This window comes from Streptosporangium sandarakinum, assembly GCF_050942225.1.
Taxonomy (GTDB): domain Bacteria; phylum Actinomycetota; class Actinomycetes; order Streptosporangiales; family Streptosporangiaceae; genus Streptosporangium; species Streptosporangium nondiastaticum.
On the sequence record NZ_CP192034.1, the window covers coordinates 4747648 to 4768194 of the forward strand.

The window sequence follows — 20547 nt, forward strand, 5'->3', positions numbered from 1 at the left end:
CCGGCGGCCGGCGGGTCAGTAGGGCCAGATCCAGTCGCGGATGTCGGTCGGGTCCTCGCCGTACTCGCGGGTGTGGGCGCGGGCGCGCAGGCGCTCGTCGGCCATCCGCTGGCGCAGGTGGGCGGCGGTGGCGCCGAGCCCGGGCACCCGGTCGATGACGTCCATGACCAGGTGGTAGCGGTCGATGTCGTTGAGCATCGCCATGTCGAAGGGCGTGGTGGTGGTGCCCTCCTCCTTGTAGCCCCGCACGTGGAGGTTGTCGTGGCCGTTGCGGCGGTAGGTGAGCCGGTGGATCGACAGCGGGTAGCCGTGGAAGTTGAAGATGATCGGCCTGTCGGTGGTGAACAGCGTGTCGAACTCGGTGTCGGACATGCCGTGCGGGTGCTCCGACTCCGGCTGCAGCCGCATCAGGTCCACGACGTTGATCACCCGCACCCGCAGCTCGGGCAGGTGCTCGCGCAGCAGCGCGGCGGCGGCGAGGGTCTCCAGCGTCGGCACGTCCCCGGCGCAGGCCAGGACCACGTCGGGCTCTGACCCGTCGTCGGTGGAGGCCCACTCCAGGATGCCCAGACCCCGGGTGCAGTGCGCGACCGCCTCCTCCATGGTGAACAGGTCCAGCACCGGCTGCTTGCCCGCCACGACGAGGTTGACGTAGTCGCGCGAGCGCAGGCAGTGGTCGGCGACGGACAGCAGGGTGTTGGCGTCCGGCGGCAGGTAGATCCGCACCACCGAGGGCTTCTTGTTCATCACCACGTCGAGGAAGCCGGGGTCCTGGTGGCTGAAGCCGTTGTGGTCCTGACGCCAGACGTGCGACGACAGCAGGTAGTTCAGCGAGGCGACCGGCCGCCGCCAGGGGATCTTCTGCGACGACTCCAGCCACTTGGCGTGCTGGTTGAACATCGAGTCGACGATGTGGATGAACGCCTCGTAGCAGTTGAACAGCCCGTGCCGGCCGGTCAGCAGGTAGCCCTCCAGCCAGCCCTGGCACAGGTGCTCGCTGAGCACCTCCATCACCCGGCCGTCGGGGCCGAGGTTCTCGTCGGTGCCGAGGGTCCGGGTGTCCCAGGCCCGGTCGGTGACCTCGAAGACGGCCGACAGCCGGTTGGAGGCTGTCTCGTCCGGTCCCATCAGCCGGAAGTCGTCGGGGTTGGCGGCGATGACGTCGCGCAGCAGGCCGCCCAGCACGCGGGTCGGCTCGGTGAGCTGCGTCGCCGGGGACTTCACCGCGACGGCGTGGTCGCGGAAGTCGGGCAGCACGAGCGGGCGCAGCAGCTCGCCGCCGTTGGCGTGCGGGTTGGCGCTCATCCGGAGCGGCCCGGCGGGCACCGTCTCCAGCACCTCCGGCACGGGCCGCCCGTCGGCGTCGAACAGCTCCCCGGGCCGGTAGGAGCGCATCCACTCCTCCAGGGCCCGCAGGTGTTCGGGGTTGTCGCGCACCCCGGTCAGCGGCACCTGGTGGGAGCGCCAGGTGCCCTCGACCTGCAGGCCGTCCACCTCGCGCGGCCCCGTCCAGCCCTTCGGGGTGCGCAGGATGATCATCGGGAGCCGGGTGGCGCGGCCCTCCTTGTACTCGGCGATCTCGTCGAAGACCCGGTCCAGGGTCTCGGCCATCAGCGGGTGCATGGCGGCCGGGTCGTCACCGGCGACGACGTGCGGGCGATAGCCGTACCCCTCCATGAGCTTGACCAGCTCTTCCTCGGGGATGCGGGACAGGATCGTCGGGTTGGCGATCTTGTAGCCGTTGAGGTGGAGGATCGGCAGGACGGCGCCGTCCCGGGCGTGGTTGAGGAACTTGTTGGAGTGCCAGCTCGCGGCCAGCGGGCCGGTCTCGGCCTCGCCGTCACCGACCACGCAGGCCACCACGAGATCGGGGTTGTCGAAGGCGGCGCCGAAGGCGTGGGCCAGCGAGTAGCCCAGCTCGCCGCCCTCGTTGATGGAGCCGGGCACCTCGGGGGCGACGTGGCTCGGGATGCCGCCGGGGAAGGAGAACTGCCGGAACAGCCGCCGCATCCCCTCGGCGTCCTGCCGGATGTGGGGGTACTTCTCCGTGTAGGTGCCCTCCAGCCAGGCGTGCGCGACCGCCGCCGGGCCGCCGTGTCCGGGGCCGACGATGTAGATCATGTCCTGGTCGCGCTCGGTGATGATCCGGTTGAGGTGGGCGAAGCAGAAGTTCAGCCCCGGTGTGGTGCCCCAGTGGCCCAGCAGCCGGGGCTTGATGTCCTCGGGCCGGAGCGGTTCGGACAGCAGCGGGTTGCCGAGAAGGTAGATCTGCCCGACCGACAGGTAGTTGGCGGCCCGCCAGTAGGCGTCGACGTGAGCGAATGCATCCATACACCGACAGTTCCTCAGCGGAGGGTTTCAAACCCTCGTCCGTCCGGTTCTCCCACGCGGGAGAACCGGACGGCCCGGCCTCAGTCGGTGACCTCCACGCCTCTCCAGAAGGCCACCCGGTCCTTGATCTGGGCCGCCTCGGGCTTGGGCTCGGCGTAGAACCACGCCGCGTCGGGGTTCTGCTTTCCGTCCACCTCCAGCGTGTAGTAGTTCGCCGTGCCCTTCCAGGGGCAGACCGTGGTCGTCTCCGACGGCCTCAGGTACTGCGGGAACACCGACTCGATCGGGAAGTAGTGGTTGCCCTCCACGACCCGGGTGTCGTCGCTCCGCGCGATGATCTCGCCGTTCCACCGTGCTGTCGCCATGCTCCCAGGCTGACACATCGCCGCCCGGAGATCCCGCGCCGCCCTCCCCCGGCCGGAAAGCACCACCCTTTCCGATCGGAAAGCACCACCCGCCCGGCCGGAAAGCACCACCCCTCCGATCGGAAAGCGCCCTCCCCTGATCGGAGAAAACCGTCTCCCGGCCGGGAAGCGCCACCCGCCCGCCGCGTGCCGGGGCTCCGCGCGGCGGAACTCTGCCGCCCTGCCGCATACGGCAAAGCCATCACCCGGTACGGGTTCGACCGCGCAGGCCGGGGCATTCCCGTACATATGCGCGTAGTAGTCGTCGGCGCCACCGGGAACGTGGGCACCAGCACGGTGTCCGCCCTGGCGGCCGATCCCGAAGTCACATCCATCGTCGGCCTGGCCCGGAGGATCCCGGACTGGAGTCCCGACAAGACGACATGGCGTTCGGTGGACGTCTCCACCGGCGACCTGGACACGCACCTGGCGGGAGCGGACGCCGTGGTGCACCTGGCGTGGCTGTTCCAGCCCACCCGGGACCCGGTGACGACCTGGCGGTCCAACGTGCTGGGCAGCATCCGGGTGTTCGAGGCGGCCGCCCGGCAGGAGGTCCCCGCCCTGGTCTACTCCTCCTCGGTGGGCGCCTACTCCCCCGGCCCGAAGAACCGGCCGGTCGGCGAGGACTGGCCCACCAACGGCTGGCCCGGCGCCGCCTACGGCCGGGAGAAGGCCTACGTGGAGCGGGTGCTCGACACCTTCGAACGGGACCATCCAGGCACCCGGGTGGTGCGGATGCGGCCGGGCTTCGTCTTCAAGCGGGAGGCGGCGACCGAGCAGCGGCGGCTGTTCGGCGGGCCGTTCATCCCCCAGCGGCTCGTACGGCCCGGCCTGATCCCCTTCGTCCCGGACAACCCGGGCCTGAGGTTCCAGGCGGTGCACGGCGAGGACGCCGGCGAGGCGTTCCGGCTCGCGGTCACCCGGCCGGTGTCGGGGGCCTTCAACCTCGCCGCCGAGCCGGTCGTCGAGCCGTCGACGCTGGCCGAACTGCTGGGCGCCCGGCTGCTGCCGGTGCCCGACTGGGTGCTCAGGGGAACCGCGGCGGCCGCCTGGTACGCGCGGCTGATCCCCGCCTCGCCCGCCCTGGTGGACATGGTGCTGAAGATGCCGGTCATGGACGTCACCCGGGCCCGTACCGAGCTGGGCTGGCAGCCCCGCCACACGGCGGTCGACGCGCTGCGGGAGCTGTTCGAGGGCCTGCGGGGCGTCGAGGGCATGGCGACGCCGCCGCTGTCGACGGAGACCGGCGGCCCGGCGCGGACCGGCGAGCTGAGCACCGGGGTCGGCAAGCGGCCGTGACCGCGGCGTCCCGTCCCCGCCGGACGGCCCGGCCCGGTGTCCCGGGCGCCGGGCCGGCCGCCGCGGCCACGGTGGGGGAAGGCGTCCGATGGGGTCGCCGCGACGGGTGACGGAGCCGTGCCGCGGGGCAGGGATGCGGGCATGACGACACCGCCCTCCTTCCCGCACACCGCCCCGCCGCCCGCCGCCCGGCGGCCCGGGGCGGGCCGGATCCTGGCCGGCACGGCCTCCTGGACCGACCGGTCGCTGCTGGAGTCGGGCTGGTATCCCGCGGACGTCTCCACCCCGGCCGAGCGGCTGGCCTACTACGCCTCGCAGTTCCCGATCGTCGAGGTGGACGCCACCTACTATCACCCGCCCGCCCAGCGCACGGTGGAGGCCTGGCGGGACCGGACGCCGCCGGACTTCACCTTCAACATCAAGGCGTTCTCGCTGCTGACCGACCACCCCACCCCGCCCCGGTCCCTCTACGCCGACCTGCGCGACCGCGTCGGCACGGCCAAGCGCAACCTCTACCTGCGCGACGTCGGCCCGGAGATCACCGAGGAGGTCTGGCAGCGGTTCCTGTCGGCGCTGGCGCCGCTGCAGGAGGCGGGCAAGCTGGGGGCGGTCCTGTTCCAGTTCCCCCCGTGGTTCGCCATCGGGGCGGCCCAGCGGCGCTACATCCTCGACTGCGTACGGCGCTGCCGTCCGATGCGCGTCTGCGTGGAGTTCCGCAACCGGACCTGGATGGAGCCGGAGCGCAACCGCGAGGAGACCCTGGAGTTCCTCGCCTCGCACGAGATCCCCTACGTCTGCGTCGACATGCCCCAGGGGCATCCGTCGTCGGTCCCGCCGGTGCTGGCCGTGACCGCCGGCGACCTGGCGGTGGTCCGCCTGCACGGCCACTCCGACCGATGGGTGGGCGGGACGAAGGAGGAGCGCTTCGCCTACCTGTACTCCGAGGAGGAGCTGGCGCGGTGGGCGGAGAACGTCCGGCTGCTGTCCGCCGAGGCCGCCGCCACTCATGTGATCTTCAACAACTACTGGGGTGACGGCTCGCAGCGCAACGCGGCACGGCTGGCCGAGCTCACCGGCCGGGACGGGTCAGGCGGCGGGGCGGCCTGAGGGAGCCCCGACCGGCGTACGGAGGGTCCCATCCGTGAAGCGGGGACGGCGGAGGGCGGCCCCGCCGGGGGCAGCGGACCCGCTGGGGGCGCGGGTCAGCTCCGGGCGGCCGCCTCGGCCTTCGCCCTGGCCTTGCGGCGCACCCCCGCCATGAGCGCCCTGCGCTCGTCAGGGGTGGTGCCACCCCAGACCCCGTACATCTGCTGGGTGTTCAGGGCGTAGTCCAGGCAGCGCCGCTTGACCGGGCAGCGGTTGCAGACGGCTTTGGCCTGCTCACACTGCTCCCGGCCGGGGCCTTCGAAAGAGACGGGGAAGAAGAGCTCCGGGTCCTCCTCCAGGCACAGGGAACTGCGGGACCAGTGGATGATGGGCACGACGTTGCCCTGTCCAGACATAGGCGATCCAATGAAGGTGAAAGGCGTGATGATTCGCAACTTGGCTTCTGGCTCGCGTGCCCACGGGAGATACATTCATACCTTTTAAGGCGAAAAATCGCGTTACTTTGCCAGCTGTTTCCCTACCCCGCCGCTCACGCCCCGCCGCTCAGCGGAACCGGAAGGACAGCGGGCCGGTCGGCGTCGAGTCGTCGAGGGAGTCGAGCATGTCCCCCTCCTCCCCAAGGCCGCTCTCCCGAGCCAGGCGCGGGCCCATCTCCCGCACCTCGTCGGCCAGGTCCTCCCGGCCGATCGCGTCCAGCGTGGCCCGCAGCTTGGCCAGGCCGTGCCCCATCTCCACGCTCGCCACGTGCGACAGCGTCGCGGGCAGCGCCCGTTGCAGGCTCCTGACCGCCACGTCGCGGTCCCGGCCCTCCAGCTGCGGCAGGATGTCGGCGAGGGTGGACAGCGCCGCGGCGCACGTCTGGTGCTGCCGGGAGGAGGTGCTCACCACCACCAGGTCCACCAGCGCGGTGACGATCCGCCGCTGCGCCACGTCCTCGTAGACCACCGGCAACGGCCCGCCGTACAGCTCGGCGTCGGGCACGCCCGCCGCCGCCCACCGGGCCGACAGGTCGCGCAGGGCCCCGATCGCCGCCACCGCCACGTCGGGGTTCTGCCGGGTGGAGTTGGCGGCCCAGGCGACGTGGCCGAGCTGCTCGACGGCGTGGTCGGGGTCGACGCCGGCGTTGCGGGACCGGTCGATCATGACGCAGGACAGGATGTTGTCGGCGACGTGGGCGCGGCGGCCGGCGTCCCCGCCCCGGATGTGGGCGACGATGTCGCCGTAGGCGAGCAGATCGCCGATCCGCACCCGGAACTCCACCTCGATCTCCTCCCCGGTGCCGCGCAGCAGGTCCTGCAGGCGGGCCGTGCTGATGTCGATCACGTACCCCGTCTCGCGGGTGGTCACCGAGGTCGGCTCGCCGTCCAGCGTCCGCCTGCGGCGGGAGCGGGCCACCAGCGGCATCTGGCGCAGCCTGGCCCGGATGGCGAGGTCCTGGATCGAACGCACCACGGAGGTGGGCCGCATCTGGTCGATCACGCCGTAGCCCATGAACACCAGCAGGACCAGCGCCCCGGCGGCCAGCACGACCGCCAGCATCGCCCCCACCCCGATCCACTCCGGGCGCGAGACGGCCATCACGAGATAGGTGAAGGTCGCGCAGCCCGCGAAGTAGCCGAAGTACGCCTGGTTGGCCCTGCGCCGCAGGAACTGGTCGAAGACCACCGGCGCGACCGAGGTGGACGTGTGGGAGATCGCCACCAGCAGCGCCGACAGCGTGAGCGTGGTCACCGTCACCAGACCGGAGGCGATCACGCTCAGCATCCTGAGCAGGTTGGCGTGCGGGAACAGCCGGAGGAAGAGGTCGTGCACGGCCCCGTGCGACCTCGACAGGGCGATGTCGGCGAAGACGGACACCGCGGCCAGCCCGACGAATCCGAGCACCATCAGCAGCGGTGTGAACAGGAACTCCGTCGCCGACAGCCGCCAGCGGACCCGCAGGTCCTGGGCGGGCGGCACGAACCTCTGGAGATGGGGGGCTTCGGGCACCGTGATCGACTGCCCCGGCGCGATGGCGGCAAACGCCGTAGAACCCCGTAGAACCCGCGGAAACCGGCGCCCGGACTCCGCGTCCGGGCGCCGGATCCGGCGGCCGTCAGGCCGTCTCGGCCATCCGCGCCCGCTCGTTGGGCACACAGTGCGTCATCTTCAGACCGCTCACGTCACGCGGACCGTTCTTGCCCAGGTTGGACAGCCGCCCCAGCTCCTCCTCGCTCAGGTCCTGGGTGGCCAGCGGCTCCAGGTGGGCGACGTCCTCCGGCCTGATGTCCAGCCCCTCGCCGACGCGCAGGCCCAGATCGTCGTCGATCATCAGGAAGTGCCAGACCATGCGCTCCTGGATGGGACGCTCGGCCTGCGACAGCAGGGTGACGAAGTTCAGCACCAGGTCGTCGCGCTCCCACTGCTCCATCAGCGCGTAGCGCTGGCCGGCCTGGGTGTAGTCGTTGGTCCGCGGGATGCGCTTGCGCGTCAGCCGCCCGGAGAGGACCGGCCCCTGCTCGTCGTGCGTCGGATAATGCGCCTCACGCAGCCCGCCGATGATGGACGGCTCGTAGTTGACGTGCGGGCTCTCCCCCTGGCCGTCGACGTAGAAGGTCATCTCGCCGTCGCGCTGGTTGGTCCGCACCTGGGCGTTCTTCGCCTGGTTCACCGGCAACTGCAGGTAGTTCGGCCCCACCCGGTGACGCTGGGTGTCGCTGTAGGAGAACGTCCGGCCGACCAGCATCTTGTCGTCGGAGAAGTCGAGCCCGTCGACCAGCACGCCGGTGCCGAAGGAGATCTGCTCGTTCTCGGCGAAGTTGTTCTCCACACCGCGGTTGAGCACCATCCGGCCGACCGGCAGCGCCGGGAACTCGTTCTCCGGCCACACCTTGGTGTCGTCCAGCGGGTCGAAGTCCAGCTCGGGATGCTCGTCGTCCGACATGATCTGCACCAGCAGCTCCCACTCGGGGAACTCGCCGCGGTCGATGGCGTCGCGCAGGTCCTTGGTGGCGTGGCCCAGTTCCTTGGCCTGCACGGCCGCCGCGTCCGCCGCCGTCATGCTCCGCACGCCCTGTTTGGGCATCCAGTGATACTTCACCAGGTGCGTCACGCCCTCGGCGTTGACCCACTTGTAGGTGTTGACCCCGAAGCCCTGCATGTGCCGGTAGTCGGCCGGGACGCCCCGCGGGCTGAACAGGTTCACCAGCATGTGCATGCTCTCCGGTGTCTGCGACATGAAGTCGAAGATCCGGTTGGGCTCCTGCCGGAACGTCACCGGGTCCGGCTTGAGCGCGTGGATCACGTCGGGGAACTTGATGGCGTCCCGGATGAAGAACACCGCCAGGTTGTTGCCGACGAGGTCCCAGTTGCCGTCCTCGGTGTAGAACTTCACCGCGAACCCGCGCGGGTCACGCGCCGCCTCCGAGGAGTCCCGGCCGCCGATCACCGTCGAGAAACGTACCGCCACGTCGGTGCGCTTGCCCGCCTCCTGGAAGAGCTTCGCCCTGGTGAACCGGCTGATCGGCTCGTCACCCAGCTTGCCGTACGCCTCGAAGAAGCCGTAGGCCGTCGTCCCCCGGGCGTGCACCACCCGCTCGGGGATGCGCTCCCGGTCGAAATGACTGATCTTCTCAAGGAACTGGTAGTTCTCCAGGGTCGCCGGGCCCCGGGCGCCGACCGTACGCTGGTTCTGGTTGTCATAGACCTGGTGCCCCTGCCGATTGGTCAGCGTCGGGCGCTCGCCACCCGGCTGCGACCCCATGCTCGACACGTCCGTCATGACGACGTTCCCTTTCCGTGTGGCGATCACTTCGGCGTACCGAGCCTCTCGGCACACGGAGTCCCCATATCCGGCGGTGTGCGGTTTATAGCGGGGAAGGAAAAGAATCTCCGTAACATGGAGACCCGCGTGAACGGTACGCGGCCGTCACGCGGGCATCCGGTTCCCTCAGCGGGACTTCGCCGTGGCCCTCCGATTGGCCTTCTTGATCGCGTCCACCAGCTCCTCCTTGCTCATCGAGGAGCGTCCGGGCACATCCAGGCGCTTGGCGACCTCGTACAGGTGCTGCTTGGACGCCTTGGCGTCGACCCCCTCGGCGGTCTTGCCGCGCTTCGGAGTGCTCTTGGCCGCCTGGGAGTCGGAGGGCCCCTTGCGGGACTTCTCCTCCCAGTGGTCGCCGACCTTCTCGAAGGAGTGCTTCAGCGCCGCGAACGCCGTACGATGCGCCCGCTCCCCCTCACCGTAGGTCTCCACCGCCGAGTCATGGGCCTTGCTCCAGGTCTCCTGCGCCTTCTTGGGAGAACGCTGGATGGTGGACGGCATTTCCTTCCGTGCCGGCATCGGAATCACCTCTCTCCCTCGTTCACCGGCTCCCTGCCCGCGTCACCGCCTTTCATGCGACCCCGGCCTTCACCCGATCCCGGCCTTCACGCGACTCTCCGCCTTCACGCGACTCTCGGCCTTCACACGCCTTTCCGCTTTCAGACGCCCCCGGCCTTCGCGCGACCCTCGGCCTTCACGCGGTCCCTGCGCCGGCCGCCCCCGCGCCGCGCCTTCCCGCGGGAGCCCTCCCGGGCCGAGTCCCGCAGCAGGGAGATCACCGCCTGCTCCACGCCGCCGTGCGTGGCCAGCTGCCCGAAGGCGGCGTCGGCGCCGAGCTTTCCGAGCGCGGGCCCGATGGTCCGGCCCCTCTCGTAGGCCTCGATGACACGCGGGTCGATGTAGGAGGCGCGGGCGACGGCCGGGGTGTTGCCCAGGTAGCCCGCCACCTCGTTCACCACCCGGCTGATCGCCCGCCTCCGGCCGGTCCTGGACCTGGCGCGGGCGGAGACCGCCAGGCCCACGGCGGCCAGGACCGTCCCGTGCCAGGTACGGAAGTCCTTGGCCGACACCTCGGTCTCCAGCGTCTCGCGCAGGTAGGCGTTGATGTCGTCGCTGCGCACGTCCACCCAGCGGGAACCGTCCCGGTAGCGCAGCAGCTCCCCCTCCTCCGCGGCCCGGTGCAGGGCGGTGACCACCTTGCACACGTCCGCGTCCATGATCTCCACCTCCCGCTGCTTGCCGCCCTTGGCCGGGTAGGAGCAGACGACGTGGCCCGCCGAGCAGGTGACATGCTCCATCCGGAGCGTGGCCAGCCCGAACGACTCGTACGCCTCCCCGCCGACCCGGAAGAAGCCGATGTCGAGCATCCGGGCCGCGGCCGCCAGCACCCGCTCACGCGTCAGCCCCCGCTGCCCCAGATGCTCGGCGACCCGCTCACGGAACTTGGGCAGCCGCTCGGCCATCTCCAGCACCCGGTCGAACTTCAGCCGGTCCTGCTCCCTGCGCCAGTCGTCGTGGTAGCGGTACTGGCGGCGCCCCGCGGTGTCGGTGCCCACCGCCTGGATGTGCCCGTCGGACCATCGGCAGATCCACACGTCGGTCCAGGCGGGCGGGAGCACCAGCGCCCGGATCCGGTCGAGGGCGCGGCGGTCGCGCACGGGCCTGCCGTCGGCATAGTGGTAGCTGAACCCGCGGCCCCTGCGCCGCCGTACGATGCCTGGTTCCGCGGGATTACTCTGGCGAAGTTCGGTCACGGCGGTTTCCCTACCCTGCTCATGGCGACGCTAGCGTGTCGCGGCTCGGGGCTGTGTTCATGGCGACACTTCGTGTCGCGGCTCGGGGGCTCAAGCCCGGCGCCTTCCCTCGTCACTCCGTCGCTTCGCTCCTCCGCTCCTCAGTCCAGACACCGGCACCCCCTCGCGGGCTCATGGCGACACTTCGTGTCGCGGCTCGGGGGCTCAAGCCCGGCGCCTTCCCTCGTCACTCCGTCGCTTCGCTCCTCCGCTCCTCAGTCCAGACACCGGCACCCCCTCACGGGCTCATGGCGACACTTCGTGTCGCGGCTCGGGGGCTCAAGCCCGGCGTCTTCCCTCATCACTCCGTCGCTTCGCTCCTCCGCTCCTCAGTCCAGACACCGGCGCCCCCTCGCGGGCCCATGGCGACAGTTGCGCGGGCTGGGGCTGACGCCGTGAGTGTCCGCGCGGCACGCTGCGTGAAGAAGGTGCAGGGTGATGGCCGCGCACGGCGCGGGCCATCGTGGTACTCATGGGCCGACCCGGGTGAGCACGGCGATGAGTCGAAGCAGGCCGTAGGCGGCCGTCAGGGTCTCGGCGTTGAGCACGACGGCGCGCCCGCCTCTGGTGGCGCCGGGAATGAGGGCGGCCAGGTCCTCCGAGCGCGGCTGATGCGGGTCGACCCCGATGTCGACGGGTTCGCAACCGCAACGGATGATGCTCGTCATGCTGCCGGACCGCCTGGCCGACGCTCTGCCGCAGGCGGTCGTTGGCCGGTCGTGGCCTCATGGGATGTTCGGGGTTCAGCCCGTCAGCGCGTTGTGCAGGGCTTCGAGCCCGTCGCGGTAGATGGTGGTGAACAGGTCGACCGCCTCGCCGTCGCTCACCCCGACCGGGGTGAAGCATCCGGACCACAGCACCTCGGCGGCGTCCTCGCGGCCGGGGACCGGGTGGACCCGCAGGGTGGACAGGTAGCCGGTGACGGGGAAGGGCGCCTCGACGATGGCGTAGGTGTAGTGACGCTCCGTCTCGCTGAAGGCCATCAGGCGTTCGATGATCACCTCACCGTCCGGGTTCGTCAGCCGGCGGGCGCGGCCGCCTTCGAGCATGGCGCTCTCGGGGATGTAGGGAAGCCAGTCGGGCAGGGCGTGGAACCCGCCGATGAGATCCCAGACCCGCTGCGGGGAGGCGGACAGGACGCGGCTGACCGAGGTCGATGCCATGGACGTTCTCCTGATGGTCGTGGCGGTACGGGTGGCCGGGTTCGCGGGCGGGCTCAGGCGCCGCCGGGGAGCGGTGCGGCGGGGCTGACCAGGCCCTGGGCGCGCAGTTCCTGCCAGAACGCGGCGGGGACGGTCTCGTTCAGGGCGGCGACGTCCTCGGCGATCCGGCTGGGACGGGTGGCGCCGGGGACGGCGGCGGCGGACACCGGGTGGGCGAGGGAGAACTGCAGGGCGGCGGCCTTGATGCCGATGCCGTGCCGCTCGGCGAGGGCCCTGAGTTTCCCGACGCGCTCGATGATCTCCGGCGGGGCCTGCTGGTACTCGAACTGGGTGCCGCCGGCGAGGACGCCGGAGCTGTAGGGGCCGCCGACGACCATGTCGACGTTCTGCTCCTGGGCCATGGGCAGCAGGCGCTGCAGGGCGTGCTCGTGGTCGAGGAGGGTGTAGCGGCCGGCGAGCAGGAACCCGTCGGGCCGGGGCTCCTCCAGGGCCAGGGTCAGCTCGATCGGCTCGGTGCGGTTGACGCCCAGGCCCCAGGCCTTGATGACGCCCTCGTCGCGCAGCCGCGACAGCACCCGGAAGGCGCCGGTGCGGGCCTCCTCGAACTTCTGCAGCCACAGGTCGCCGTGGAAGTCCTGGGCGATGTCGTGGACCCAGACGATGTCCAGCCGGTCGACGCCCAGGCGCTTGAGGCTGTCCTCGATGGAGCGCTCGGTGGCCTCGGCGGTCCACTCGTCGAGCATCCGGTTCGGGCGGCCGTGCTCGAACAGCCCGCCCTTCTCCCCGAGGTCGGGGACCTCGGTCTCCGGCTCGTCGAGGACGACCCGGCCGACCTTGGTCGACAGGACGTAGGAGTCGCGGGGCTTGGTGGACAGCAGGGCGCCGAGCCGGGCCTCGGCGAGGCCGGCCCCGTAGAAGGGCGCGGTGTCGTAGTAGCGGATGCCCTGGTCCCAGGCCGCCTCCAAGGTGGCGAGGGCCTCCTCGTCGGGGATCGCGCGGAACATGTTGCCGAGGGGAGCCGTGCCGAACCCGAGCCGGCCGGGAAGGATTTCGGTAAGTGACATGACATTTCTCCTTTCACCGTGCCGGCGCTGTGCCAGGCTCCTGAGCGGGGGGATGGTTCATCCGGCCGCCCGCGGCTCCGCGTACGGCACGGGGCGGCCTACGGCGACCTGGCGACGCGGCCGGCGGCTCATACCGGAGGCCGGCGACATGCCGGAGGCCCGCCCAGTCCGGCGGCCGCACAACAGGCTTCAATTGGAGGATCCGCCCTCGGTCCGGACGATCTCCAGGCCGGTGCCGTCCGGGTCGTTGAAGTAGGCGACCCGGGTGCCGAGTGCTTCGTCGGGGGTGACCTCGCCCGCGAGGAGCGTGTGGTCGGCGCCGAGGAAGTTGCGGCCGGCCTCTTTCATGCTCTGGTGCACCGCGTTGAAGTCGTCGGCCTTGAAGCGCGGGTGCATGGAGCCTGGGCGGTTCGCCGCTCCGTTCGTTCGTTCACCGAGCGGTTCCTGGAACCGGATGAGGTCGATGCCGATGTCGTCGAGATCGACCGTGGCGTACCGCGGTTTCGCGACGGGCGGTCCCTGCGATCCACCGAAGGGCACACTGTGCATGGTCTCGTCCGCGACGCCGGGCTCCCGCCCGGTGAGGGCTTTGCAGAATGCGATCGACGCGCCCAGGTCCGAGGCCGAGATCCCGACGTGGGCGGCTCGGGTGAGGTCCATCGGAGTGCTGGAAACGGCCACGACCCATCCTTCTCGTTCGCGCCCTGCCTTCTCAGCGGTGGTGCTGATCGGTGCAGGTCAGGTCCTGTGGGTCCCCCTGGAGTCAAGTTCCCTGCAGGCGGGGGGTGCCACTCCGAGTGAGTAAAGACTTTTCCTGATGGCTGGACAGCCTTCTTTGTCTGATCCGTCATGGATGTGCGGTACTCCTTGTTCGGCCGGGGATCACCTCCTGGTGCTCGAACGGCGTGCTGCGCCGCTCGGTGTGCCGCTTGGCCCGCGAGACGTCCTCGATCCCGAGCTGCCCGCTGAGACGCGCCGGCATCTCAGCGGGCACTTTCCCGGGCGGCGTGGACGGGGGCCGCGGCGAAGCGGGGCAAGACCTCTTCGGCGAGTTCGTGCAGCATCTCGTCGACGGGGCGGTCATTGGGGCGGAGGTTGAAGGAGACGTGGGCGACGCCGAGGTCGGCCATGGTTTCCAGGTGCTCGACCAGGGCCTTGCGGCCTGTGCTGAGGCCGAGCCGGATGGGGCGGGCCGGGGCGTCGGGGGCGTCCTGGAGGGTGAGTGCCATCGGGGTGAGGTACGGCTTGCGGCTGTCCGTCGACTCCCGCCACTCACGCGTCTTCAGCCGCAGCGCGCCCAGCTCGCGCGGGTAGTTGAGGGAGGCGTCGGCGTGTTCGGCGATCCAGTCCGGGGTCTGCTGGGCGCCGCCGGCGACGGCGATCGGTATGCCCGACCGGTGCACCGGCTTGGGCAGGACCTCCAGTTGCCGGTCGCCGCCCAGGCCCGCAGCGGGCCGCTCCAGCGGGCCGTGGCGCCAGGCGGCGCGCAGGGCATCCACACCCTTGCGGAATGCCTCGCCCCGGGCGTGGAAATCACGTCCGAACAGCGGGTACTCCACGGGGCGATCGCCGCTGGCCAGGCCGAGCAGCATCCGGCCGCCCGACAGGACGTCGACGGTGGCCGCCGCCTTGGCGACCAGCAGCGGTTCGCGCAGAGGCAGGACGACGGCGCCGGTGCCGAGGACGACGTTCCGGGTGGTGGCGGCGAGGTGGCCGAGGTGGGTGAAGATCTCGAAGACGGTGCCGGCGTCGCCGAACTGGACGGGGTCGTAGAGCGGGACGTCACGCAGCCATAGGGCGGCGAAACCGAGCCGGTCGGCCAGTTGGGCGAGCCGGGTGTGCTCGGTGAGGTCGGGGACGCCGAACGGTCGGCCGGCCTCGCGGTCGGCGCGCTGACGGGCGGGTCCCCAGTCGTTGTCGAGCGGCAGTTCCAGGCCGATGGTGAGGTGGCCGTCGGCGGGGGCGAGCTGGGCGAGTGCGGGATGAAGGGGTGTCATGGTGGAACCTCGGATGCGGTGGCAGCGGGACCGTTCCGGGCCGGTCGGGGCCGCCGGGAACGGCGGGGCTGCGATTCGTCAGTTGAACCGGTCCGGGTGTGGGCCGGTGCGCAGGTTGCGGTCGGTCGCGGCGATCGCTGCCATGTCCTCGTCGGTCAGCTGGAAGTCGAAGACGTCGAGGTTCTGGCGGATACGGGTCGGGGTGACCGACTTGGGAATGACGATGTTGCCCAGCCGCAGGTGCCAGCGCAGCACCACCTGGGCGGGGGACTTGCCGGTGCGCTCGGCGATCGCGGTGATCGCCGGGTCGTCCAGGACGGCGCCTTGGGCGAGCGGGCTCCATGCCTCGGTGGCGATGTCGTGCTCGGCGTGGAAGGCGCGCAGCGCGGCCTGCTGGAGGCCGGGGTGCAGCTCGACCTGGTTGACCGCGGGGACGAGCGCGCTGTTGTCCAGCAGGCGCTTGAGGTGGACGGGCTGGAAGTTCGACACGCCCGCGGCGCGGACCCGCCCCTCCTGGATGAGGCGCTCGATGGCCCGCCAGGAGTCCAGGTAGAGGTCGCGGGCGGGGGTGGGCCAGTGGATCAGGTAGAGGTCGAGGTGGTCGAGGCCGAGCTTGGCGAGGCTGGCGTCGAAGGCGGCCAGGGTGGCGTCGTATCCCTGGTCGGCGTTCCACAGCTTGGTGGTGACGAACAGCTCCTCGCGCGGCAGGCCCGAAGCGGCCAGCGCCCGGCCGACGCCGGCCTCGTTGCCGTAGATCGCCGCGGTGTCGATGCTGCGGTAGCCGGCCTGAAGCGCGGCGGCGACGGCGGAGGTGGTCTGGTCGTCGGGGATCTGGAAGACGCCGAAGCCGAGCTGAGGGATCTGGACGCCGTTGTTCAGCGTCACGGTGGGGACGGTCATGGATCGTTCAGTTCCTTACGGTTGCGGTCGATGAGGGGGCAGCGGACGGTCTGGGCGCCGATGAGGCCGTCTTCGAAGGGGTACGGGTCATCGGGTGGGTTCCTCCGGTGCGGCGGTGGCGAAGGATCAGTGGTGGACGGCGGTGGGAACGGGCATGACGGCCGCCGTGTCACGCACAGGGGCGCGGCGTTCCAGGACCGCGGACCAGAAGGCGAGGCCCAGCGCGGCGGCGGCGAGGACGGCGCCGACCCAGTTCGGGGCGGTGTAGCCGAGGCCGGCGGCGATGACGATCCCGCCCAGCCACGCGGCCAGGGCGTTGCCGAGGTTGAAGGCGCCGATGTTGACCGCGGAGGCCAGCGTCGGCGCGCCGTGCGCCTGGTCGAGGACACGCTTCTGCAGCGGCGGAACGGTGGCGAAGCCGAGCGCCCCGACGAGCAGGATGGAGATCGCGGCGAGGATCTTGCTGTGCGCGGTCACGGTGAACAGCGCGAGCACGACCGCGAGCCCGCTAAGAGTGGTGTACAGCATGGGCATCAGCGCCCGGTCGGCGTATCGGCCGCCGAGCAGGTTGCCGAGGAACATGCCGATGCCGAACAGCACCAGCAGCCAGGTGATGGCGCTGTCCGAGTAGCCGGCGACCTGGGTCATCATCGGCGCGATGTAGGTGATCGCCGCGAAGACGCCGCCGAAGCCGAGCACCGTCATCGCCATCGCGAGCAGCACCTGCGGGTTGCGGAACGCGGTCAGCTCCCCGCGCAGGCGGGCGCCCTGGGGCCGGGGCATGGCGGGTACGAGGGCGGCGATGCCGAGCAGCCCGGCCACGCCGAGCGCGGCGACGATCGCGAAGGTGGTGCGCCAGCCCACCGCCTGCCCGATGAAGGTGCCCAGGGGCACGCCCACGATGTTCGCGACGGTCAGCCCGGTGAACATGGTGGCGATGGCGCCGGCCTTCTTGCCCGGGGCGACCAGGTCGGCGGCGACCACCGAGCCGATGCCGAAGAACGCGCCGTGGGCGAACGAGGCCACCACACGGCCGCTCAGCATCAGCCCGAAGCCCGGCGCCAGCGCGGAGAGCGCGTTGCCGGCCACGAACAGGCCCATCAGCAGGATCAGGACCGTCTTGCGGCTGATCCTGGTGCCGAGCATCGTCATGAGCGGGGCGCCGATGACGACGCCGATCGCGTAGCCGGTGACCAGGAGGCCCGCGGTGGGGATGGACACCCCGTAGTCGGCGGCGATCTCGGGCAGCAGGCCCATGATCACGAATTCGGTGGTGCCGATCCCGAAGGCCCCGATGGCCAGGGCGAGGAGTGCGAGAGGCACGAGCGTAGCCCTTCACGTACGATTGCTGGTGCATGTTACAAGCTCAAACAATAATTGCAGACGCGTCATAAATGCAAACGCGGGTACTCTCCTTGCGCCTGATATCCCGATCCGCCCGGGATGCGGCGGCGCGCCGGCGCCGTCCCGGACAGGAGACGGTCCAGGCCGCACCCTCGCCTCAGGCCTTCGCCCGCCCCCCCGGACGGATGATCGCCACCGGACAGGGCGGGTGGCGAGGCCCGGATCGCCGGCGGGCGAAGCCGCCCTTCGGCTGGATGACCTCCAGGTTCGCGCCGTCCGGGTCGTTGAAGCAGGCGACCCGGGTGCCGACCGGCTCGGGGCCGATGTCCGCGAGAAACGCCTGGAGCCGACTCCCCGCAGACATGGGTTGTCACGTCACGTGGGCAAAGGCCGCTCCCGACGAAGGGCGGCCCGTTTCACCCGAGCGCGTTCTCGATCTCGCGCGAGGACGGACGGCCATGTCGATCCCGCTCCATGCCGGCACGACGGCCGCCACCCAGAGATACTTGCATAAGCGCTATACAGGATCTCGCCGATAATCCCAGGAAAGGGATATTCTCGGCTTCGACCGCACCGGAAGGAACCCGAGCCATGACCGCCACGGATCCCGCGCTGACCGCCCTCGCCAACGGATGGGCGGCCCTCTCCCTCCTGCACGGCAGGATCGAGACGCACATCGAGCGCGCCCTACAGTCCGCGCACGACCTCACCGTGCGAGAGTACTCATTGCTCGATGTGCTCAGCCGCCAGCACAGCGGCGAGGGCGGGCACCTCCAGATGAAGCAGGTCGCCGACGCGGTCGTCCTCAGCCAGAGCGCCACCACCCGCCTGGTCACCCGCCTGGAGGACCGCGGCCTGCTCTCCCGCTACCTGTGCCCGACCGACCGCCGCGGCATCTACACCGATGTCACCGAAGCGGGCCTGAATCTCTTGCAACAGGCCCGGCCGACCAACGACGCCGCCCTCAGAGAGGCGCTCGACGAAGCCTCCAAGAACCCCGAGCTGGCTCCCCTGGTCACGGCGGTCAAGGCGATGAACCTGACACGTCCAGCCTGACACGTCGGCTTCCCCGATCCCCCTTCGGCCTGGAGCACGGCGAACCCGGCGTGCGCCTGCCTGGTCGGCCCGAGCCGGCGGGAGATGTCGCGCCGGGACCAGCCCTGAGCGTGCGTTGTCCACCTGCAGCGTTTCCAACCCGGCCAGGGACCGGTCAGATGGGGGCGCCGTCGTCCTCGTCGCCCTCCCGGGGGCCCGGGGTCCCCGTACCGCTCTGCGAGGGGGACGGCGACGGCGACACGGTGGGCCGGTTGGGGTCCGGGGTGCCCGGGACCGGCGGCGGGGTCGGCACGAACACCGTCGCCGGCAGCGGCCTGCGCGGCGTCTGCGCCTCGCCCTCGGCACGCAGCAGCAGCCACGCCATCACCACCGTCATCACCAGCAGAACGGTCAGCACCACCCCGGCCAGGACCACCGATCGGCGGGGCTCGGTGGGCGGCGGGGCGGGCTTCGGCGGGCCGGGAAGCGCGGGCACGCGGTCGCTCACCCAGTACGGCGCGAAGTCCGGGCCGTGCCGCTCGCCGATCAGCATGCCGCGCACCAGCACCGGCTCCAGGAACCGCTCGGCGCCCGCCCGGGACGGCTCGTACGGCGTGGCCACCCACGGTGCGCTCCCGCCGTTCATCCCGAGCACCGGCGGCGCGTCGGCGGCGAGCGCGGTCCGGCCCCTGGTGGCCCTGGCCACCCACCCCCGCACGACCGAACGGCCGGACGCGGCCTCGCGGATCGCGGCGACGAACCTGTCACGGGCCGCCGGGTCCAGCGCCGCCCCCCGGGTCAGCACCGCGACCGAGACCGCCCTGCCGTCGGGGGCCTGCCCGAGGTAGACGAGCCCGGCCGGCCCCGCCCACAGGCGGGCTCGAAGGACGAAGGGCCCGAGATGGGGCGGATCACCGTACTGGAGCGGACTGGCCACGACTGCCATGAAAGCACACGCCCGCCGCCGCCCGCGGCCCGCGCGAGCCGCGGGCGGCGGGCCACGCGGAGACCGGGGGAAATACCCCCGCCCAGCCGTGCGGCGCGGGTTTTCATTTGGTGGAATGTCACCATGACCGTCGCCGAAGAACTGCCGCGCGAGATCGACACCGGACTGCTGCGCGAGGCCCTCGCCGAGGTGCGGCGGGTCATCGTGGGTCAGGACCACATGGTGGAGCGACTGCTGGTCGCGCTCCTCGCCCGCGGGCACTGCCTGCTGGAGGGCGTGCCGGGCGTCGCCAAGACCCTGGCCGCCTCGACGCTGGCCACCGTGGTGGGCGGTGACTTCGCGCGCATCCAGTTCACCCCGGACCTGGTGCCCAGCGACATCGTCGGGACGCGCGTCTACCACCCGTCACGGGAGTCCTTCGACATCGAGCTCGGCCCGGTGTTCGTCAACTTCCTGCTCGCCGACGAGATCAACCGCGCCCCCGCCAAGGTGCAGTCCGCGCTGCTGGAGGTCATGGCCGAGCGGCAGGTCACCCTCGCCGGCCGGACGCATCCCCTGCCACGGCCCTTCATCGTGCTCGCCACCCAGAACCCGATCGAGTCCGAGGGCGTCTACCAGCTCCCGGAGGTCCAGCGCGACCGGTTCCTCTTCAAGATCCGCGTCTCCCATCCCAGCGCCCAGGAGGAGCTGGAGATCCTGCACCGCATGAGCGTCACCCCGCCCGCCCCCAAGGCGGTGCTGGACCCCGGGCGGCTGATGGGGCTGCAGGCCATGGCCGACCGGGTCTCGGTGCACCAGCTCGTCGCCGACTACGTCGTCCGGCTGGTCATGGCCACCCGCTCACCCGCCGAGTACGGCCTGGCCGACCTGGCGGAGAGCGTCGAGGTCGGCGTCAGCCCCCGCGCCACCCTCGGCCTGGTCGCCGCCGGACGCGGCCTGGCCCTGCTCCGGGGCCGCGACTACCTGCTGCCCGACGACATCCGCGACGTGGCCGTGGACGTGATGTCCCACCGGCTGATGCTCACCTTCGACGCCCTCGCCGACGGCGTGGACCCCGACGACGTCGTCAGACGCATCCTCGCCGCCGTCCCCCCACCCCTGGTCGTCTGGAACCAGCCCGCCCGATGACCCGGAAAACCAAGGTCATGACCCTCGAGGTGAGGGACCCGCCATCCGGACCCAGAAGCGAGAAAACCCGCGAGGGGGCGCCGGTGTCTGGACTGAGGAGAGAGCGAGCGAAGCGAGTGAACGACGAGGGAAGACACCGGACTCAAGCCCCCGAGCCGCGACACGCAGCGTCGCAATGAGCGCAAAAGACACCGGACATGAGCCCCCGAGCCGCGACGCGCAGCGTCGCCATGA

21 protein-coding genes are annotated in these 20547 nt (G+C 71.1%); 4 read left to right on the plus strand and 17 right to left on the minus strand.

Annotated features, from left to right (window positions below; all coding sequences use genetic code 11):
• Positions 1 to 15: 15 nt before the first annotated feature.
• Entirely contained in the window at positions 16 to 2331 is a 2316-nt protein-coding gene (locus ACQP10_RS22390; protein WP_399500848.1) for a phosphoketolase, read from the minus strand.
• Between the two features lie 80 nt (positions 2332 to 2411).
• Positions 2412 to 2696 carry a DUF427 domain-containing protein gene (locus tag ACQP10_RS22395; protein ID WP_179828451.1) on the minus strand — a complete coding sequence of 95 codons (285 nt, stop codon included), beginning with the start codon at positions 2694 to 2696 and terminating at the stop codon, positions 2412 to 2414.
• Positions 2697 to 2984: 288 nt separating this feature from the next.
• Here ACQP10_RS22395 and ACQP10_RS22400 point away from each other — a divergent pair, with 288 nt between their 5' ends.
• Complete coding sequence (locus ACQP10_RS22400) at positions 2985 to 4034, plus strand: NAD-dependent epimerase/dehydratase family protein (RefSeq protein WP_179828449.1); 1050 nt, start codon at positions 2985 to 2987, stop codon at positions 4032 to 4034.
• 141 nt (positions 4035 to 4175) lie between these two features.
• A complete protein-coding gene (locus ACQP10_RS22405; protein ID WP_346022319.1) occupies positions 4176 to 5141 on the plus strand; it encodes a DUF72 domain-containing protein in 966 nt (321 codons plus the stop codon).
• Between the two features lie 95 nt (positions 5142 to 5236).
• On the opposite strand, the gene ACQP10_RS22410 is transcribed toward ACQP10_RS22405, so the two are convergent.
• From ACQP10_RS22410 to ACQP10_RS22475, 14 genes are all read right to left on the minus strand, one after another.
• Positions 5237 to 5536, minus strand: coding sequence for a WhiB family transcriptional regulator (locus ACQP10_RS22410; RefSeq protein ID WP_386149604.1), 300 nt, complete (start codon positions 5534 to 5536; stop codon positions 5237 to 5239).
• A 148-nt stretch (positions 5537 to 5684) separates the two neighbouring features.
• Positions 5685 to 7130 carry a DUF2254 family protein gene (locus ACQP10_RS22415; protein ID WP_389998930.1) on the minus strand — a complete coding sequence of 482 codons (1446 nt, stop codon included), beginning with the start codon at positions 7128 to 7130 and terminating at the stop codon, positions 5685 to 5687.
• A gap of 106 nt (positions 7131 to 7236) precedes the next feature.
• Positions 7237 to 8901 carry a catalase gene (locus ACQP10_RS22420; RefSeq protein WP_433539651.1) on the minus strand — a complete coding sequence of 555 codons (1665 nt, stop codon included), beginning with the start codon at positions 8899 to 8901 and terminating at the stop codon, positions 7237 to 7239.
• A gap of 168 nt (positions 8902 to 9069) precedes the next feature.
• A complete protein-coding gene (locus ACQP10_RS22425; protein WP_179828439.1) occupies positions 9070 to 9462 on the minus strand; it encodes a ChaB family protein in 393 nt (130 codons plus the stop codon).
• Between the two features lie 140 nt (positions 9463 to 9602).
• Positions 9603 to 10697 (minus strand): DNA topoisomerase IB, encoded by a 1095-nt coding sequence (locus ACQP10_RS22430; RefSeq protein ID WP_433539652.1) that lies wholly within the window; start codon positions 10695 to 10697, stop codon positions 9603 to 9605.
• A 509-nt stretch (positions 10698 to 11206) separates the two neighbouring features.
• Positions 11207 to 11404 (minus strand): hypothetical protein, encoded by a 198-nt coding sequence (locus ACQP10_RS22435; RefSeq protein WP_433539653.1) that lies wholly within the window; start codon positions 11402 to 11404, stop codon positions 11207 to 11209.
• A 75-nt stretch (positions 11405 to 11479) separates the two neighbouring features.
• Entirely contained in the window at positions 11480 to 11899 is a 420-nt protein-coding gene (locus ACQP10_RS22440; protein WP_399500842.1) for an SRPBCC family protein, read from the minus strand.
• A 53-nt stretch (positions 11900 to 11952) separates the two neighbouring features.
• Entirely contained in the window at positions 11953 to 12963 is a 1011-nt protein-coding gene (locus tag ACQP10_RS22445) for an aldo/keto reductase (RefSeq protein ID WP_433539654.1), read from the minus strand.
• A 189-nt stretch (positions 12964 to 13152) separates the two neighbouring features.
• Positions 13153 to 13644 (minus strand): VOC family protein, encoded by a 492-nt coding sequence (locus ACQP10_RS22450; protein WP_433539655.1) that lies wholly within the window; start codon positions 13642 to 13644, stop codon positions 13153 to 13155.
• Between the two features lie 166 nt (positions 13645 to 13810).
• On the minus strand, positions 13811 to 13945 hold the full coding sequence (locus tag ACQP10_RS22455) for a hypothetical protein (protein ID WP_346022327.1): 135 nt from the start codon (positions 13943 to 13945) through the stop codon (positions 13811 to 13813).
• Position 13946: 1 nt separating this feature from the next.
• On the minus strand, positions 13947 to 14960 hold the full coding sequence (locus ACQP10_RS22460) for a TIGR03571 family LLM class oxidoreductase (RefSeq protein WP_399500840.1): 1014 nt from the start codon (positions 14958 to 14960) through the stop codon (positions 13947 to 13949).
• 78 nt (positions 14961 to 15038) lie between these two features.
• A complete protein-coding gene (locus tag ACQP10_RS22465; protein WP_399500839.1) occupies positions 15039 to 15860 on the minus strand; it encodes an aldo/keto reductase in 822 nt (273 codons plus the stop codon).
• Positions 15861 to 15986: 126 nt separating this feature from the next.
• Positions 15987 to 17183, minus strand: coding sequence for an MFS transporter (locus ACQP10_RS22470; RefSeq protein WP_433539656.1), 1197 nt, complete (start codon positions 17181 to 17183; stop codon positions 15987 to 15989).
• Positions 17184 to 17361: 178 nt separating this feature from the next.
• Positions 17362 to 17568: a VOC family protein gene (locus tag ACQP10_RS22475; RefSeq protein WP_433539657.1), complete on the minus strand. Its 207-nt coding sequence runs from the start codon at positions 17566 to 17568 to the stop codon at positions 17362 to 17364.
• A 227-nt stretch (positions 17569 to 17795) separates the two neighbouring features.
• Between ACQP10_RS22475 and ACQP10_RS22480 the strand changes: the two genes are divergently transcribed.
• Positions 17796 to 18260 (plus strand): MarR family winged helix-turn-helix transcriptional regulator, encoded by a 465-nt coding sequence (locus tag ACQP10_RS22480; RefSeq protein ID WP_433539658.1) that lies wholly within the window; start codon positions 17796 to 17798, stop codon positions 18258 to 18260.
• 154 nt (positions 18261 to 18414) lie between these two features.
• Here the strand turns inward: ACQP10_RS22480 and ACQP10_RS22485 are convergent, their stop codons facing one another.
• A complete protein-coding gene (locus ACQP10_RS22485) occupies positions 18415 to 19185 on the minus strand; it encodes a hypothetical protein (protein ID WP_362759020.1) in 771 nt (256 codons plus the stop codon).
• 123 nt (positions 19186 to 19308) lie between these two features.
• Between ACQP10_RS22485 and ACQP10_RS22490 the strand changes: the two genes are divergently transcribed.
• Entirely contained in the window at positions 19309 to 20313 is a 1005-nt protein-coding gene (locus ACQP10_RS22490) for an AAA family ATPase (RefSeq protein WP_346022333.1), read from the plus strand.
• Positions 20314 to 20547 lie beyond the last annotated feature (234 nt).